Here is a 15,060-nt window from a genome sequence, read left to right as displayed (position 1 = left end):
CGGCGCGACGGCGGACGTCAGCCCGCCCCGCCGTACGCCGGCGAGGGAGGCGGCCCGACGGCGGACGCGGCTCGTCTAGACCGCCGCCGGGAAGGGGCCTGTGGGCTTGCTCACAGGCCGGTGTGCCTGGCCAGGAAGGTGAGCTGGTCGGCGGCCAGGTCGACGGTACGGCTCACCGAGCGGGCACCGTGGCCGACCTCGCCCTCGTTGCGCAGCAGGATCGGCGCGGAGCCCGACGTGGCGTGCTGCAGCGCGGCGCACATCTTCCAGGCGTGCAGCGGATGCACCCGCGTGTCGGACTGGAAGACCGTGAACAGCGTCGCCGGGTAGGACACGCCCTCGCGTACGTGGTGGTAGGGAGAGTAGGCCCACAGCCAGGGGAACTCGGCGGGGTCCTCGGCCGAGCCGTACTCGACGTTCCACGTGGCGCCGAGGCCGAACAGCTCGTAGCGGATCATGTCGAGCAGCGGCGCCGAGCAGGCGACGGCCGCGTAGAGCTCGGGTCGCTGGGTGAGGGCCGCGCCGACCAGCAGGCCGCCGTTGGAGCCGCCCGAGATGGCCAGCTGGGCCGAGGTGGTGACGCCGGTGGCGATGAGGTGCTCGGCCGCCGCGTGGAAGTCGTCGAAGACGTTCTGCTTGTTGCCGAGCATGCCGGCGCGGTGCCAGTCCTCGCCCTCCTCGCCGCCGCCGCGCAGCCCCGCGATCGCGTAGACGCCGCCCGCCTCGACCCAGGTGAGGATGGAGGCGGAGTAGCCGGGCGTCATGGAGATGCCGAAGCCGCCGTAGCCGTTCAGGATGGTGGGCCTGGGTCCCTCGCCGGAGACCGGCGAGATCACCAGCATGCGCACCTGCGTGCCGTCCTTGGACAGGTAGGTGACCTGCTCGGTGCGGACGGCGGGCACGTCGACCGCGCCGGGGGAGGCCGCCCACAGCGAGGTCTCGCCCGTGCGGGCGTCGTAGCGCTGGATGGTCGGCGGCGTGGTGTTGTCGGTGTAGCCGAACCACGCCTCGTAGCCGCCCTCGGGCCGCTCGGAGATGCCGCCGATCGTGCCGAGCCCAGGCGTGGGCACCTCGCCGACCCGCTCGCCGCTCTCGAGGGAGTGGAGGCTGATCTCGCTCAGCGCGTGGCGGGTCCAGCCGACGACCATGACGGGCCGCTCGAGGTCGTCGAGGATGGCGAAGTCGGTCAGCACCGCCTCGGGGTCCTCGGGGATCAGGTCGGTCCAGACGGAGGGGTCGGCAGGGTCGGCCACGCAGACCCTCGCTCGCGGCGCGTCGCGGTCGGTGTGGACGTAGATGCGCCCGTCGCGGCCGAAGACCAGCCCGGTCTGCGCGTCGACGCCCTCCTGGACCACGGTCAGCTCGGGCCGCTCGGCCGGGGAGGAGGACAGGTCGGCCACCCACAGGTCGTTGCGCGGCGCGGTGCCCTCGGAGGCGGAGATCTGCAGCCAGCGGCCGTCGCGGGAGACCGAGACGCCGTAGTAGTTGGTCATCTTCAGGCCGTCGCCGAAGATCATGACGTCGTCCTCGGTGGAGGTGCCGACGCGGTGCAGGTAGACACGGCGGTGGAACTGCGACTCGCCCTCGGGCACCTCGGTGCTCGGCAGGCGGCGCACGTAGTAGTACGCCTCGCCGCCGGGCAGCCACGCCACGGGGGAGTAGCGGCACCTGTCGATCGGGCCCTCGACCCTCGTGCCGGTGCTCACGTCGATGATGTAGAGCGAGGACTCCTCGTCGCCGCCGACCGAGATCTGGTACGCCAGCAGGCGCCCCTCCTTGTCGGGCTGTACGGCGTCGAGCGTGGTCAGCCCCGAGGGGTCGATCGCCATCGGGTCGATGAGCGCCCGCTCGGTGCCGTCGGCCTCGACCACGTAGTAGACCGCGTGCTCCTGGTCGGGGGTGCGGCGGGAGAAGAAGTGCCGCTCGCCCCGCCAGACGGGAACGCCGACCGAGCCCGACCGGAGCAGCTCCGCGATGCGCTCCTTGAACCTGACGGGCTCGGCCTGAGCCCTGAAGAGCTCTTCCTGAGCCAGCAACCAGCCCTTCACCTCAGGCTCTTCGGGGTCCTCGAGCCAGCGGTAGGGGTCGGGCACGGGGGTGCCGTGCAGGTTCTCGACGATCTCGTCTCGGCGTGCGGCTGGGTACATGTCTGAACCTTACCGGGGACGCGTAAAGCCCAGGAGGGGCGGGCATAAATGACATCGTGTGTCCCTCTGGTCATCTCTATTGGGTGGCGGGGGCATGCGAGAGACGCCAGACTTGGTAAAGGACGGTGCCGTGGTGACCATCCGTTGGACCGTCCGGCGGAGGTCCACGTGACGGAAGCAACCGGGTCCCAGGAGGGACCGCCAACAGGGGCCATGGCCCCTCTGATACCCGTGCGTCGGGGGGTGGCCCCCTGATGCGCCAAGTACTCCTGCTCAACGCCACCTACGAGCCGCTGACCACGCTCTCGCTGCACAGGGCCGTCGTGCTCGTGCTCAGGGAGAAGGCCGACGTCGTCCACCGCGACGGCAGGGGAGCGGTGCTCCGCTCCGCGACCTGCACGGTCGATGTGCCTTCGGTGATCAGGCTTCGAAGATATGTCCGTATTCCCTACCGGTCTCGCATCCCCCTGACGCGCGCCGCGCTGATGCGTCGCGACGACTTCCGTTGCGCCTACTGCGGGCAGCGGGCCGAGACGATCGACCACGTCGTGCCCCGTTCGCGGGGCGGCACGCACACGTGGGAGAACTGCGTGGCCTCCTGCATGCCCTGCAACCACAGGAAGGCGGACAAGTTCCTGGAGGAGCTGGGGTGGACGCTCCGCGTCGCCCCCGCGGTGCCGAGGGGAGCGCACTGGCGGCTGATCGGCGCCCAGCTCGTCGGTGACCCCCAGTGGGCGCCCTACCTGTCGGAGACGGCGGCCTAACGGCGCGCGGCCTGCTCCGCGAGAGCGTTGATCCCGTAGAGCAGGCCGCCGACCAGGTCTCCCGCGCTGAAGACGGTGGCCATCGACATGGCCGTCAGCCTGCACGAGCCGTCCGGCAGGCGAAGCCTGGCGTTCTCCCCTGTGACGATCTCCAGCGCGCGGCCCTCCACGTCGACGAAGACGACCACGGCGTCGGGCGACTCCTCGCCCATGGCGGCGTGCAGCCGTTCGGCGAAGTGCCTGCGGGCGCCCACGGGCGGGCCGAGGAAGGCGGCGAAGCGAAGGCCGGTGCGCCGCTCGGCCGAGGTCAGCGCCGTGCGGAGGTCGTCGGCCTGGGCGGCGGTGAGCCCGCGCATCGCCCTCACCACCCCGCCGAGGCGCCGCCGAGTTGCCCGCCTGGCTCGGCCGTCTCGGCCATGCGCGGCCAGTCGGCCTCGGGGACCGGCGCCCAGTGCGCCCTCCTGTTGGCCAGGACCAGGTCGGCGGTGCTGACGCCGTGCTCGCTGTGGCGTGGACCGCCCAGCCACACGACGTCGGAGGGCTCCTGCGTGTCCTTGCTCGCGCCTGGCAGCAGGACCATGAGGCTGATCAGCAGGAACAGCCCCGTCGATGTGCCGATGAGGAAGCCGAGGATTTCCAGCGCGCTGTCCACACCACGACCGTAATCCCGCGCGGACGCCCCGGCCAGACCCCATCACCAGACCGGTGGCCTCCTGTCGCCCCAGAAGCCGCCTCTGGCCGCCTCGACCTGTGCCGACAGCGAGATGAGCGTGCCCTCTTCGCCGACGCGCCCCGCCAGCATGACGCCGATCGGCAGGCCCTCGGCGTTCCAGTGCAACGGCAGGTTGACGGCGGGCTGCCCGCTCACGTTGTAGATCGCGGGGAAGGCGGCGAACCGCTTCATCCGCTCGAAGGTCTGCTCGGGGTCGCCGCCCTCCTCGAACCAGCCGACGGGCCGTGGCGGCTGCGTGAGTGTCGGGGTCAGCACGGCGTCGTAGGCGTCCGTCACCGACAGCGCCAGCCGCGTGGCCATCTGCAACGACGACTGCGCCTGCAGGAAGTCGGGGGCGGAGGTGGCGAAGCCGCGCTCGCGCAGCCAGGCGGTGAGCGGCCGCAGCAGTTCCTGCCTGTCGAGGGCCACGGGGTGCACGCAGGCGAAGGCGAACCACAGGGTCACGAACTGCGGCACCAGGTCGGGGCCGAAGGGAGGGTCGATGTCGACGACCTCGTGACCCAGCAGCTCCAGTGTCTTGGACGCCTCCTCGTAGGCGGTCAGCACGTCGGGGTGGACCGTGGCGCCCGGCACGACCGGTTCGGCGTAGCGCGCGATGCGCAGACGGCCTGGCTGCCTCGCGGCGCACTCGAGGAACGTCCCCTCGTGCGCGGGCGCGAGGTAGAGGTCGCCGGGGTTGTGGTGGCTCATCACGTCGAGCAGCGCCGCGGCGTCGGCGACGGTCCTGGCGATCGGTCCGTTGGTCGACAGCCCGGCCAGGTCGGGGATGATCGGGGCGAAGCTGATGCGCCCCCTGGTCGGCTTGATGCCGAACAGGCCGCAGACAGACGAGGGGATCCTGATGGAGCCCGCGCCGTCGCTGCCCTGGGCGGCGGGCGCGAGCCCCGCCGCCACCGCGGCCGCCGCGCCCCCGCTCGACCCGCCCGCCGAGCGGGAGAGGTCCCACGGCGTACGGCTCGGCGGCGACACCGAGGTCTCGGTGTAGCACGGCAGGCCGAACTCGGGCGTGGCCGTCTTGCCGAGCATGACCGTGCCGGCGTCGCGCAGCCGCTCCACGACCGTGTCGTCGACGGGCGAGACGAAGCCGGCGTAGGTGGCCGAGCCGAAGCTGATGGGCACGTCCTTGACCAGGTTGAGATCCTTGACCGGGATCGGCACGCCGTACAGGGGGCCGCTGGGCTCGGTGAGGTCGCGCGCCTGCGCGAGCGCCCGCTCGGCGGTCACGGTGACGAACGCGCCGACCTGTGGATCGATCCGTTCGATGCGGTCGAGGTAGTGCCGGGTGATCTCAAGGGGTGAGATTTCCCGGCGCCTGACGGCTTCCGCCTGCTCAAGTGCGGTGAGATCATGGATGTGCGCCACGAACCGCAGAGTAGGCCGAGTTGTCTAGAGAAGAAAAGAACTAGATACCCGGAAACCGGGCCCCCTACGCGGTGACCTGGGCCATAAAACTATGGACGGGTCAACAGTAGGAACCGGGGTGGGGCTCGGCTACCTTTTGTAGCGTGGACTCCGCTAAGCAGCGAGAAGACGGTAACAACACGTCACCGATCTGGGTGAGTGACAGGCCCGCCAAGGAAGAGGGCACCGGCGCCAAACACTCGGCACCCACGTCAACGTACGCTCCCGTCGAACGCGCTTCCCTGCGCAGCCTGCTCCAACAGCCCCGCTATCGCCATCTGCGCACGCGCGCGCTCATCGCCGTCGCGGCCGGCGTCGTCGTGGGTTTCCTCGTCGGCGACCCGCGCGTGGGCATCAGCGCCGCGGTCGTGGCCGCGATCGCCGACACGGTCTACCGCGCCAAGTCCAACTCGAGCGTGCCCGCGTGGCGGCGCTCGTCCGTGGCCGAGCGCAAGACCGAGGCGCAGTTGAAGAGGCTCGAACGCAGCGGCTACCGCACGCTCCACGCCAGGGCGATCCCCGGTAGCGAGGCGCAGATCGACCACCTGGTGATCGGCCCCACGGGCGTCTACGCGGTCGACTCGGAGAAGTGGGACAAGCGCCTGCCGGTGCGGGTGCAGATGGGCAAGAAGCTCTTCCATGGACCCTTCGACATGAAGCCGCGGCTGACGGAGGCGCGCTGGGAGGCGACCCAGGCGAGCGAGCTGATCAGCAAGGCCTACGGCCGCGAGATCACGGTCGTGGCGTCGTTGGCGATCTACGGCCCGCCGGTCCCCTGGAAGATCATGACGATCCGCGAGGTGGACGTCTACGAGGGCGCCAGGGCCAGGAAGTGGATCACCAAGCGTGAGCGGGCGCTCACCGAGGCCGAGATCGACAGGATCTACGAGATCGCCAGCCAGGTGCTGCCCCCGCGCTACGGCGAGGGGTGACCTGAGCGTCCGATCCATGGACGCGCGTCTCAGTCAGCGAGCGAGGGGTCGTACCATGTGAAGACTCGCTAGCGATGGGAGACGCACCAATGCCCGCCCTCAGGTCTCGTACGGTCACGCACGGCAGGAACATGGTCGGCGCCCGGGCCCTGCTCCGGGCGACCGGTGTAGCCGGGAGCGACTTCGGCAAGCCCATCATCGCCGTGGCCAACAGCTTCACCCAGTTCGTGCCGGGCCACGTGCACCTGCGCGAGGTCGGCGACCTGGTCGCAGGCGCCATCAGGGAGGCCGGGGCGATCCCGCGCGAGTTCAACACGATCGCCGTCGACGACGGCATCGCGATGGGCCACGGCGGCATGCTCTACTCCCTGCCCAGCCGCGAGCTGATCGCCGACGCGGTCGAGTACATGGTGAACGCGCACTGCGCCGACGCCCTGATCTGCGTCTCCAACTGCGACAAGATCACCCCCGGCATGCTCCTGGCCGCCTTCAGGCTGAACATCCCGACCGTCTTCGTCTCGGGCGGCCCCATGGAGGCAGGCAAGACGCCCGGCCGCAAGCTCGACCTCGTCGATCCGATGGTCGCCGCGGCCGACGCCTCCGTCACTGACGAGGAACTCCTCGAGATGGAGGAGAACGCCTGCCCGACCTGCGGGTCCTGCTCGGGCATGTTCACCGCCAACTCCATGAACTGCCTGGCCGAGGCGATCGGCCTGGCGCTGCCGGGCAACGGCACGATCCTGGCCACGCACAAGGCGCGCAAGAAGCTGTTCGAGGACGCGGGCCGCCGCGTGGTCGACATCGCCAAGCGCTACTACGAGGGCGACGACGAGTCGGTGCTGCCGCGCTCGATCGCCTCCAAGGACTCCTTCGAGAACGCGATGGCCCTCGACGTGGCGATGGGCGGATCCACCAACACGATCCTGCACATCCTGGCCGCCGCCCGCGAGGCCGGGGTCGACTTCGGCCTCAAGGAGATCAACGAGGTCTCGCTGCGGGTGCCGTGCCTGTGCAAGGTCGCTCCCGCGACGAACAAGTACCACATCGAGGACGTCCACCGCGCCGGCGGCATCCCCGGCATCCTGGGCCAGCTCGACAGGGCGGGGCTGCTGCACCGCGACGTCCCCACGGTCAACGGCGGCACCCTCGGCGAGGTCATCGCCGCATGGGACCCCGCCTCGCCGACCGTGCTGCCCGAGGCCGTGGAGCTCTGGCATGCCGCGCCAGGCAACGTCCGCACGATCAAGCCCTACTCCCAGGACAACCGCTGGGACGACCTCGACGTCGACCGCGCCGAGGGCTGCATCCGCGACCGTGAGCACGCCTACAGCAAGGACGGCGGGCTCGCCGTCCTCTACGGCAACATCTCCCGCGACGGCGCGGTGGTGAAGACCGCGGGCGTCGACGAGTCGATCTGGAAGTTCTCCGGGCCCGCGGTGGTCTTCGAGTCGCAGGAGGAGGCCGTCGACGGCATCCTGGCCGGCAAGGTCAAGGAGGGCGACGTCGTCGTCATCCGCTACGAGGGCCCCAAGGGCGGCCCCGGCATGCAGGAGATGCTCTACCCGACCTCCTTCCTCAAGGGCAAGGGCCTGGGCAAGGCCTGCGCGCTGGTCACCGACGGCCGCTTCTCCGGCGGCACCTCGGGTCTGTCCATCGGCCACGCCTCGCCTGAGGCGGCCGAGGGCGGGGCCATCGCGCTGGTGGAGGACGGCGACCTCATCGAGATCGACATCCCCAACCGCCTGCTCGAGCTGCGGGTGCCCGAGGAGGAGCTGGCGGTGCGGCGCGAGAGGCTGCTGGCCGACCTCGGCGGCTACCGCCCCCGCGATCGCCAGCGTCAGGTGAGCGTCGCCCTGCAGGCCTACGCCGCGATGACCACCTCGGCCTCCACGGGCGCCTCCAGGGACCTGTCCCAGCTCGCCCGCTGAGTTCCGTCCGTACGGCCCGCGCCTCCCGGTTCGCCGGGGACGCGGGCCGTCGCCGTACCGGGCTCCGTCAGGCGGGGACGAGGTCGTGTCCGCGGCTCCTGGCGAGGCCGAGCGCGGCCAGCGCCAGGGCGGACATCAGCGCCATCCCCACGGCCATCGCCACCGCGTCCTGGTCGCCGCCCAGCCCGACCAGCGGCGCGACGACTGCGGCCAGCGCGTGCTGCAGGGTGCCGAGCACCGCCGAACCCGCGCCCGCCGCGTACGGCACGCGCCCGACGGCCAACGCGGTGGCGTTGGCGAACACCAGCCCCAGGCTGACGGAGAAGCACACGACGGCGGTCAGCGCGACGGGCAGGCTCAGCCCTCCCGCCACCGTGATCCCGGCCTGCGCGGCCGTGGACACCACCAGCCCGGTCAGGCCCGCCGCCAGCAGCCGCTCCGCGCTCACCCTGGCGACCAGGACAGCGTTGGCCGACGCCGACAGCGTGACGATCACAGCGCCGCCGCCGAACACCAGGGACGCCTCGCTCACACCCAACCCCAGCACGTTCTGCAGCACGAACTGCGAGGCGGAGATGTAGCAGAACAGCGCGCCGAAGGCGAAGGTGAAGGCCAGCGTGTAGCCGAGGTAGTTCCTGTCGGAGAGCATCCGCCGGGCCGAGCGCAGGCTGCCCACCACCCCTCCCGCCTGCCTGCGCCGCCTCGGCAGGCTCTCGGGTACGGCGAGCAGCACGCCGAGGAAGGAGACGGCGGCGAGCACGGCAAGCGCGACGTACACGCCGCGCCAGCCGTACAGCTCGCTGATCAGCGCGCCCGCGGGAGGGGCGACGATGGGGCCGATGCCGGTCAGCGCCATGAGGATGCCGAACATCCGCGCCGCCGCCGCGCCGTCGGCCAGATCGGAGACGACGGCGCGGCTGATGACCACGCCCGCCGCGACGCTGAGGCCCTGCAGGAAACGGAGCCCGGTCAGCGCGGGGAGCGAGGGGGCGAGCGCGCACAGAGCGGAGGTGGCGCAGGCGAGGGCCGCGCCCGCCAGAAGGGGGAGACGCCTGCCGTACCGGTCGGAGAGGGGCCCGAGGACCAGCTGGCCGACGGCCAGGCCCGCCACCATCGAGGTGAGCGTCAGCTGGAGCGCGGGGGCGCCCGCGCCGAACTCCTCGGTCATGCGGGGAAAGGCGGGCAGGTACATGTCCGTGGCCAGCGGACCGACCAGGGAGAGAAGAGCGAGGACGAGCAGCAACATGGTTATAGTTATATACATATAAGTGTCTGTAGGATAGCCGGGTGGCAGAAGACCTTCTCGCTCAGGCGCGCGCGCTCACCTCTCCCCTCTATGACCTGGCCAGGGCGCTGCGCTTCAGCGGCGTCGCCGAGGCGGGGCTCTACGCGCTGCCCCCCTCGGAGCTGGAGGTGCTGCGCTACGTCGTCCAGGAGCCGGGTGTGGGTCTCACGGCGCTGGCCAGGGCGCTCGGCATGCAGGCGAGCAACGTCAGCGCGACCGTGCGCTCGCTGGTCGGCCGCGACCTGGTCACGCGCGAGCCCGATCCCGCCGACCGCAGGTCCGTACGGCTGAAGCCGACCGTCCACGCGCTGCACGGCATGGCGCTGATCGAGGAGGCGTGGGCCGAGATCTTCGCCGTGGCCCTGGCGGACCTCAGTCCTTCGCAGCGCGAGTCGTTCACCGCGGCGATACCTGCGATGGTCGCGCTGGCCGAGGCGCTGAAATCACGCCGATAGGCGCACAGAGTTTCGAAAAATGTCGGTGCCGACCCGTACTCTATGGGTATGACGACAGTCGTGAAGTCCTCCACGCGACCCCTGACGACCGCCGAGATCGCCGCCCTCGCACTCTCCCTCGCGCACCTGGGCGCGGGGCCGCAGGCCGTCACCGCCCGGCGCGGCCTGCGCCACGCCTTCGAGCATCTGGAGCTCGACGACGACGTCATCACCACCACGCTCGCGACCCTCACCGACCCGCTGCCCGTGGAGGTGGCCTCCAGGGCCAGGGTCATCGCCGACGCCATCACCAGCAGGCTCGTGGTCCGCATCCACTATCGCGACGCCTCGGGCAACGTCACGATCCGCGACGTCGACCCGGTGACCTGCCTGGTCCACAGGGAGTTCTGGTACCTCGTCGGCGTGTGCAGGATGCGGCGAGGCATCAGGGCGTTCAGGTTCGACCGCGTCATCGCGGTGGAGCCGACGCTGACTCCCGCCCGTCCCCACCTGGCCGACCGCTTCCTGCCCTTCCAGCGCAGGAGGGCCGCCTGATCCCGTAGCCGCGCAGAGGATCGCCGCGTGACCGCCAGGTAGGGGGCGCGGCGATCCTGAAGATCCCGCGGTGCTCCGAAATCGAGGATCCCGGGCCCTGGGCCTCGCGTCCAATACTGAGGGACGCTTGACCTCCGTCAGGCGTTGGTGTTGCCGCGCGGGTGGCAGGCTCCGCTTCATGCGTCTTCGGGGGATCTCGCTCGTCGCCGTGCTGGCGATCGTCACCTGCGCCTGCGGTCAGGCGGCCGGCGCGCCACCTCCCAGCCACGCCGTCGCGCCGATGGAGGTTCCTGAGGGGGCGGGCCGCGATCAGGTGAGGTTCCATCTCGCCCGCATGATCGAGACCGGTGCCCACGCGGCCACCGAAGAGGAGGGACGGCTGCCCCCCTCGGTACAGCGGGGCCTGAACCGCTCGCTTGCCGCCCACCTCGACAGGCATCCTGGACGCTTCTCCGTGGCCGTCTACGACAGGACCGCCTCGGTGCGCTACGCCTTTCGCGAGAGCACGCCGTTCATGCTGGCCAGCGTGGCGAAGGTGGACATCCTGCTGGCCCTGCTGCTGCTCGCCCAGCGCGAGGAGCGCCCCCTGACGGACGGCGAACGCCGGCTCGCCGGACAGATGATCAGGCAGAGCGACAACGACAGCGCGCACAGGCTCTACACCGCCATCGGAGGGAACCAGGGTCTCAGCGACACCCTTCGGCGGCTGGGCATCGCGCACACCAGGCCGGGGCCTGGTTCGTCCTGGGGCCTGACCAGGAGCAGTCCGTCCGATCAGGTGAAGGTCCTCGAGAAGCTGACCGATCCCGCGGGCCCCGTCTCGCCTCGCAACCGGCGCTACGCGCTCTCGCTGATGTCGTCGGTCGACAGGACGCAGGCGTGGGGTGTCAGCGCGGCGGCCTCGGGCGGGCGCGTCGCGCTGAAGAACGGCTGGCTGCCCGCGCGGGCGCACGGCGGGCTGTGGACGATCAACAGCGTGGGACGCCTCGCACTGCCGGGACACGAACTGCTCATCGCGGTGCTGTCGGAGCGCAGCCAGGACATGAGCGCGGGCGTCTCGCTGGTCGAGCGCGTGGCCAGGACGGCCGTGCGCGCCTTCACCGGCGTCAGAACGCCCCTGACCTCACCACGGCCGCTGTCGGAACGTCCGCCCGGCCCTCCGACCGTCGGCGTCCGTCTGGCGGAGCGTGACCTCTGCCCGGCGGCCGGATGTCAGGCCTGGCCCGTCGAGACGAACCGGCCGGCGTCGCCCGGCAGCCGAGCGGATCGCTAACGCGCTGAACGGCTCAGGCGTCTTCAGGCGCAGCAGCCGCCGCCACAGCACCCGCCGCCGCCACCACCCGCAGGAGCTCCGGCGTTGCTGGTCACGGCCACGGTCGACAGGAGCCTGACCGTGTCGTCGTGACCCTCGGGGCAGGCGGCGGGGTCGCCGGAGGCCGCCATCGGACGGGTGACCTCGAAGGTGGATCCGCAGGCGCGGCAGCGGAAGTCGTAGCGCGGCATGGCCCTAGGGTACGGGGTCGAGCGCGATGTGGGCGTAGTCGGACACCGGTTCGTAGCCGATCGACTGGTAGACGGCGTTGCTGGTGGGGTTGTTCAGGTCGGTGAACAGCACCACCTCCTGGCAGCGCTCGGCCAGCGCCATCCGGCTGGCGTAAGCGGTGACGGCCGCGCCGTAGCCGCGGCGCCGGCACGACGGCGGCGTGTAGACGGGGCCGACCCTGCACATCCCCGCCGCCTCGGGGGAGACGCCCGCAAGGGAGACCGGCGCGTCGCCGTCCACCCACAGATGGACGTCGCCGTGGGCGATGCGCCGCCGGGTCAGCTCGGCCAGGTCGGCGCCGTCGATCAGGCTCACCTCGTCGGTGAAGGCCTGGAACCAGTTCATGACCAGCGGGAAGTCGCCCATGTCCGCGCGGCGTCCCGCGCCAGGCACCTCGGGCATGACCAGCGTGCCGAGCCGGTAGAGGCGTTCCGGTCTGCGCCTGGAGGAGGTCGAGCCCCACGCGGCGACGAAGGCGTCACCGAGCTCGACCGGTCCCGAGATCTCCGGCACGTCGAGGCCGCGCTCGCGCAGCGCCCCGGCCAGCGGGACGAGCGAGGACGGCGGCATCCCCGCGAGGTAGAGCGGGCGGGGAGGGGTGCGGAAGACCGCGCCGCAGACCTCGCCCTCCTCGCTCCACCAGCCGAAGAAGGAACCCTCGGCCACCGGCATGCCGGAGCGCAGTCCCGCCAGGAGCGTCAGGGCGACGGTGTTGGCGACGGGCTCACGGCGCAGGAAAGCCTCGGCGTGCTTGGCGTACTCCGCGACGTCCGAGGAGAAGGTCCACATGGTCGGAGATGATGCCAGATCGCCCGCTCGAGGCGCCCCTCCTATTCGGCCAGCAGGCGCGCGACGTGCGCGCTCACATCGTGCAGCAGCGTGGAAGGCTCGACCCGCACGCCCGCGACGGCCGAGACCAGCGAGGCCAGCCCCGGGATCGGGAAGCCGTCGTCGACCATGGCCTTGGCGCCGACGTCGTTCTTGTCCAGCGCCAGCCTGCTGCGCTGCCACGCGTCGAGCACCTCCTCCGGGGAGGGCACGCCGAAGCCGTGGCCCACGGGGGCGGCGTGGCGCAGCTTCACCAGAGGCGTCTCGGCGAAGGCCAGCGCGGTGCGCGCCCGCACGTGCAGGTCTTCGCGCTCCCCGGCAGCGATCCAGTCCATCGCCGTGCAGGGGTTGCGGCAGGTCGCCACGCACACCGCCATGGCGCCCGCGACCTGGCTGTGCTGCCTGTCGAAGTAGGCGCGCCATCCCTCGGGGGGCTCGGAGGCGACGCGGAGGGTGCGGTTGGTGGCCGACTGCTCGGACTTGGTGTGGTCACACTCCCTGTCGCCGATCACGCCGAACCTGCTGCCCGGCGCGCTCAGCCCCGCCGGCCAGCGGGCGGGGTCGCCCGCGTGCCCCAGGTGCGGCTCGAAGGCCAGCAGCGGGAGGTATTCGCTCGCGATGTGCACCGCGGCGATCATCGGGCTGAGCTCGCGGCGGAACCACCTGATCGCGATGACCTCCAGCAGGAGGGCGTAGGCGGGCCGCAGGGACTCGAGGGCGCCGCGCGGTTGCTCGCGCGGCGTCTGCGGCATGTGGCAGTCGCGCGCCCTGCGCCTGAGATCGCTGGGTACGGCAGGCGCCCCCACCGCGAAGTCCTCGGCGTCCAGCGACAGCAGCCGCTGTCCGAACTCGCAGACCTCGGCGATCTCCTTGGTAGGGGCCAGCGCACCGAGATCGGCGAACGCGTAGCGGCGAGCCAGCGCGATGAGCAGATCACGAGTCGTTTCCACGCGAGCACTCTCTCATGACCTGCCCGTGGTCACGGATTCGTCCCCCGCTCCCACCTCCGCGGGGAGCGGCCGCGTCACGGACAGGGAGCCTTGACGCACTGGACGTCTCCTGGGCCGGTCTGCGGGTCGGGGGTCGGCGGGTCGCTCGTCGGCTCGGCCGTCGGCTCCTGCGGGCTGGGCTGGGTGCTCGGCTCGACGGAGGGCTCGGGCGTAGGCTCCTTGGTCGGCTCCTGCGGCGGCGAGGCGGGCGGCGTGACCGGCGCGCTCGGCTTGGGAGTGGTGGTCGGGCGGCCCACGGAAGGGACGGGGGCGCTGGGCACGACCTTGCCGTCCTTGATCGTCGAGGTCGGCGGTCTGGTCTGGCCCTGCTTGACGGGCAGCCGCACCTCGATCGTGCGTCCCCCGACGGGCAGGGGCACGGACTGGTCGCGCCGTACGCCCTGGAGGGGCTCGGGCTCCCTGAACCATGTCCACCCCACGGCGGCGACCGTCGCGACGAGAGCGGCCGCGGTCGCCGCGGCCATGACGAGCGCTCGCCTGCGCCCGCCCCGCTCGGGGGCCGCGGGCCTCGTGGACGGCCCCGCGGTCACGGGGGCGGAGCCCTGTTCCTGACCGGCTCCCGGCTCCAGGGGCAGCTCGGTCCCCGGAGCATCGGCGGCGGGCCGCTGGGTGAGGGGGGAGTGGCCGGGTTCGGCGGCGGACGGCGCGGCCGACGACCAGATGCTCGCGCCGGGATGGGCCGCGGCGTGCCTGGCGGCGGCGGCCATGTCGGAGGCCGAGGGCCAGCGCCGCTCGGGGTCCTTCTCCAGCGCCCTGCCCACCAGCACGCGAGGGCCCGCGGGCACGTCGTCGGGCAGCGGCGGCACCGGGGCCCTGAGGTGCTTGAAGATGATCTGGACGGGCGTCTCGCCGTCGAAGGGCAGCTCGCCCGTCAGGCACTGGTAGGCCACCACGCCGAGCGCGTAGACGTCGACGGCGGGCGTGATCGTGCCGGCGGAGGCCTGCTCGGGCGCGCAGTATCCGGCCGAGCACAGCACGGTGCCCGTGGCGGTGAGCTGCCCGCCCGAGGCGGAGTGGGCGATGCCGAAGTCGGTGAGCGTGACGCTGCCGTCGGGCCTGATCATGAGGTTGGCCGGCTTGACGTCGCGGTGCACGATGCCCTGCTCGTGGGCGGCGGCCAGCGCGTCGGCGACCTCGGCGACCAGGCGCATCGTCTCCTCGGGCGTCAGCGCCGAGCGGCGCAGCAGCCGGTCGAGAGACTCGCCGTCGATGAACTCCATCACCAGGAAGCTGACCCTGCGCCCGTCGCCCAGCTCGCAGGTGCCGCAATCGTAGACGTCGACCACGCCGGGGTGGGCGAGGGTGGCCATCGCCCTGGCCTCGTTCTGGAAGCGCTGGGCGAAGCGCGGATCCTCCATGAGCGCGGGAAGCAGGACCTTCACCGCGACGGCGCGACCGAGCACGGCGTCGTCGGCGCGCCAGACCTCGCCCATGCCGCCACCACCCAGTCTGGTGGTGAGGCGGTAGCGATTATTGAGCGTGGTCCCCGAGCCGAGCACC

15 protein-coding genes are annotated in these 15,060 nt (G+C 71.6%); 6 read left to right on the top strand and 9 right to left on the bottom strand.

Going from position 1 to position 15,060, the window contains the following annotated elements:
• Window positions 1-110: 110 nt before the first annotated feature.
• Window positions 111-2,147 carry a prolyl oligopeptidase family serine peptidase gene (locus FHR33_RS15275; RefSeq protein ID WP_183647604.1) on the bottom strand — a complete coding sequence of 679 codons (2,037 nt, stop codon included), beginning with the start codon at window positions 2,145-2,147 and terminating at the stop codon, window positions 111-113.
• 254 nt (window positions 2,148-2,401) lie between these two features.
• On the opposite strand from FHR33_RS15275, the gene FHR33_RS15270 reads away from it, so the two are divergent.
• The gene (locus tag FHR33_RS15270; protein ID WP_183647602.1) at window positions 2,402-2,911 is read left to right on the top strand and encodes an HNH endonuclease; all 510 of its coding nucleotides are present in this window, start codon (window positions 2,402-2,404) and stop codon (window positions 2,909-2,911) included.
• Here FHR33_RS15270 and FHR33_RS15265 read toward each other — a convergent pair.
• Genes FHR33_RS15265 through FHR33_RS15255 form a run of 3 tightly spaced genes read right to left on the bottom strand, consistent with a single transcriptional unit; the run spans window position 2,908 to window position 5,006 of the window.
• Entirely contained in the window at window positions 2,908-3,267 is a 360-nt protein-coding gene (locus FHR33_RS15265; RefSeq protein WP_183647601.1) for a DUF5130 family protein, read from the bottom strand. The two genes, FHR33_RS15270 and FHR33_RS15265, sit on opposite strands and share 4 nt — an antisense overlap.
• Window positions 3,268-3,272: 5 nt before the next feature.
• The gene (locus FHR33_RS15260; RefSeq protein WP_183647599.1) at window positions 3,273-3,563 is read right to left on the bottom strand and encodes a hypothetical protein; all 291 of its coding nucleotides are present in this window, start codon (window positions 3,561-3,563) and stop codon (window positions 3,273-3,275) included.
• Between the two features lie 42 nt (window positions 3,564-3,605).
• Window positions 3,606-5,006, bottom strand: a complete 1,401-nt coding sequence (locus tag FHR33_RS15255) for an amidase (RefSeq protein ID WP_183647597.1) — start codon at window positions 5,004-5,006, stop codon at window positions 3,606-3,608.
• A 143-nt stretch (window positions 5,007-5,149) separates the two neighbouring features.
• Here FHR33_RS15255 and FHR33_RS15250 point away from each other — a divergent pair, with 143 nt between their 5' ends.
• Together FHR33_RS15250 and ilvD are read left to right on the top strand one after the other, a co-directional pair.
• Window positions 5,150-5,977 carry a nuclease-related domain-containing protein gene (locus tag FHR33_RS15250; protein WP_183647594.1) on the top strand — a complete coding sequence of 276 codons (828 nt, stop codon included), beginning with the start codon at window positions 5,150-5,152 and terminating at the stop codon, window positions 5,975-5,977.
• A gap of 89 nt (window positions 5,978-6,066) precedes the next feature.
• Window positions 6,067-7,905 (top strand): dihydroxy-acid dehydratase, encoded by a 1,839-nt coding sequence (gene ilvD / locus FHR33_RS15245; RefSeq protein ID WP_183647591.1) that lies wholly within the window; start codon window positions 6,067-6,069, stop codon window positions 7,903-7,905.
• Between the two features lie 67 nt (window positions 7,906-7,972).
• Here ilvD and FHR33_RS15240 read toward each other — a convergent pair whose 3' ends face one another.
• On the bottom strand, window positions 7,973-9,151 hold the full coding sequence (locus tag FHR33_RS15240) for a multidrug effflux MFS transporter (RefSeq protein ID WP_221241111.1): 1,179 nt from the start codon (window positions 9,149-9,151) through the stop codon (window positions 7,973-7,975).
• Between the two features lie 41 nt (window positions 9,152-9,192).
• Here FHR33_RS15240 and FHR33_RS15235 point away from each other — a divergent pair, with 41 nt between their 5' ends.
• The 3 genes from FHR33_RS15235 (at window position 9,193) to FHR33_RS15225 (ending at window position 11,452) form a co-directional block, all read left to right on the top strand.
• Window positions 9,193-9,645 carry a MarR family winged helix-turn-helix transcriptional regulator gene (locus FHR33_RS15235; RefSeq protein WP_183647584.1) on the top strand — a complete coding sequence of 151 codons (453 nt, stop codon included), beginning with the start codon at window positions 9,193-9,195 and terminating at the stop codon, window positions 9,643-9,645.
• Between the two features lie 48 nt (window positions 9,646-9,693).
• Window positions 9,694-10,179 (top strand): helix-turn-helix transcriptional regulator, encoded by a 486-nt coding sequence (locus FHR33_RS15230; protein WP_183647581.1) that lies wholly within the window; start codon window positions 9,694-9,696, stop codon window positions 10,177-10,179.
• Window positions 10,180-10,357: 178 nt separating this feature from the next.
• On the top strand, window positions 10,358-11,452 hold the full coding sequence (locus FHR33_RS15225; RefSeq protein WP_183647579.1) for a serine hydrolase: 1,095 nt from the start codon (window positions 10,358-10,360) through the stop codon (window positions 11,450-11,452).
• Between the two features lie 23 nt (window positions 11,453-11,475).
• Here FHR33_RS15225 and FHR33_RS15220 read toward each other — a convergent pair whose 3' ends face one another.
• The 4 genes from FHR33_RS15220 to FHR33_RS15205 form a co-directional block, all read right to left on the bottom strand.
• A complete protein-coding gene (locus tag FHR33_RS15220; RefSeq protein ID WP_183647577.1) occupies window positions 11,476-11,682 on the bottom strand; it encodes an FmdB family zinc ribbon protein in 207 nt (68 codons plus the stop codon).
• 4 nt (window positions 11,683-11,686) lie between these two features.
• On the bottom strand, window positions 11,687-12,511 hold the full coding sequence (locus FHR33_RS15215; RefSeq protein WP_183647575.1) for a GNAT family N-acetyltransferase: 825 nt from the start codon (window positions 12,509-12,511) through the stop codon (window positions 11,687-11,689).
• A gap of 41 nt (window positions 12,512-12,552) precedes the next feature.
• The gene (locus FHR33_RS15210; protein WP_183647573.1) at window positions 12,553-13,500 is read right to left on the bottom strand and encodes a hypothetical protein; all 948 of its coding nucleotides are present in this window, start codon (window positions 13,498-13,500) and stop codon (window positions 12,553-12,555) included.
• 74 nt (window positions 13,501-13,574) lie between these two features.
• Window positions 13,575-15,059 (bottom strand): serine/threonine-protein kinase, encoded by a 1,485-nt coding sequence (locus FHR33_RS15205; protein ID WP_183647571.1) that lies wholly within the window; start codon window positions 15,057-15,059, stop codon window positions 13,575-13,577.
• Between the last annotated feature and the right edge of the window lies 1 nt (window position 15,060).

The sequence above is a fragment of the Nonomuraea dietziae genome, assembly GCF_014195505.1.
Lineage (GTDB): Bacteria > Actinomycetota > Actinomycetes > Streptosporangiales > Streptosporangiaceae > Nonomuraea > Nonomuraea roseola.
This window is presented reverse-complemented; position numbering and strand designations above follow the sequence as displayed.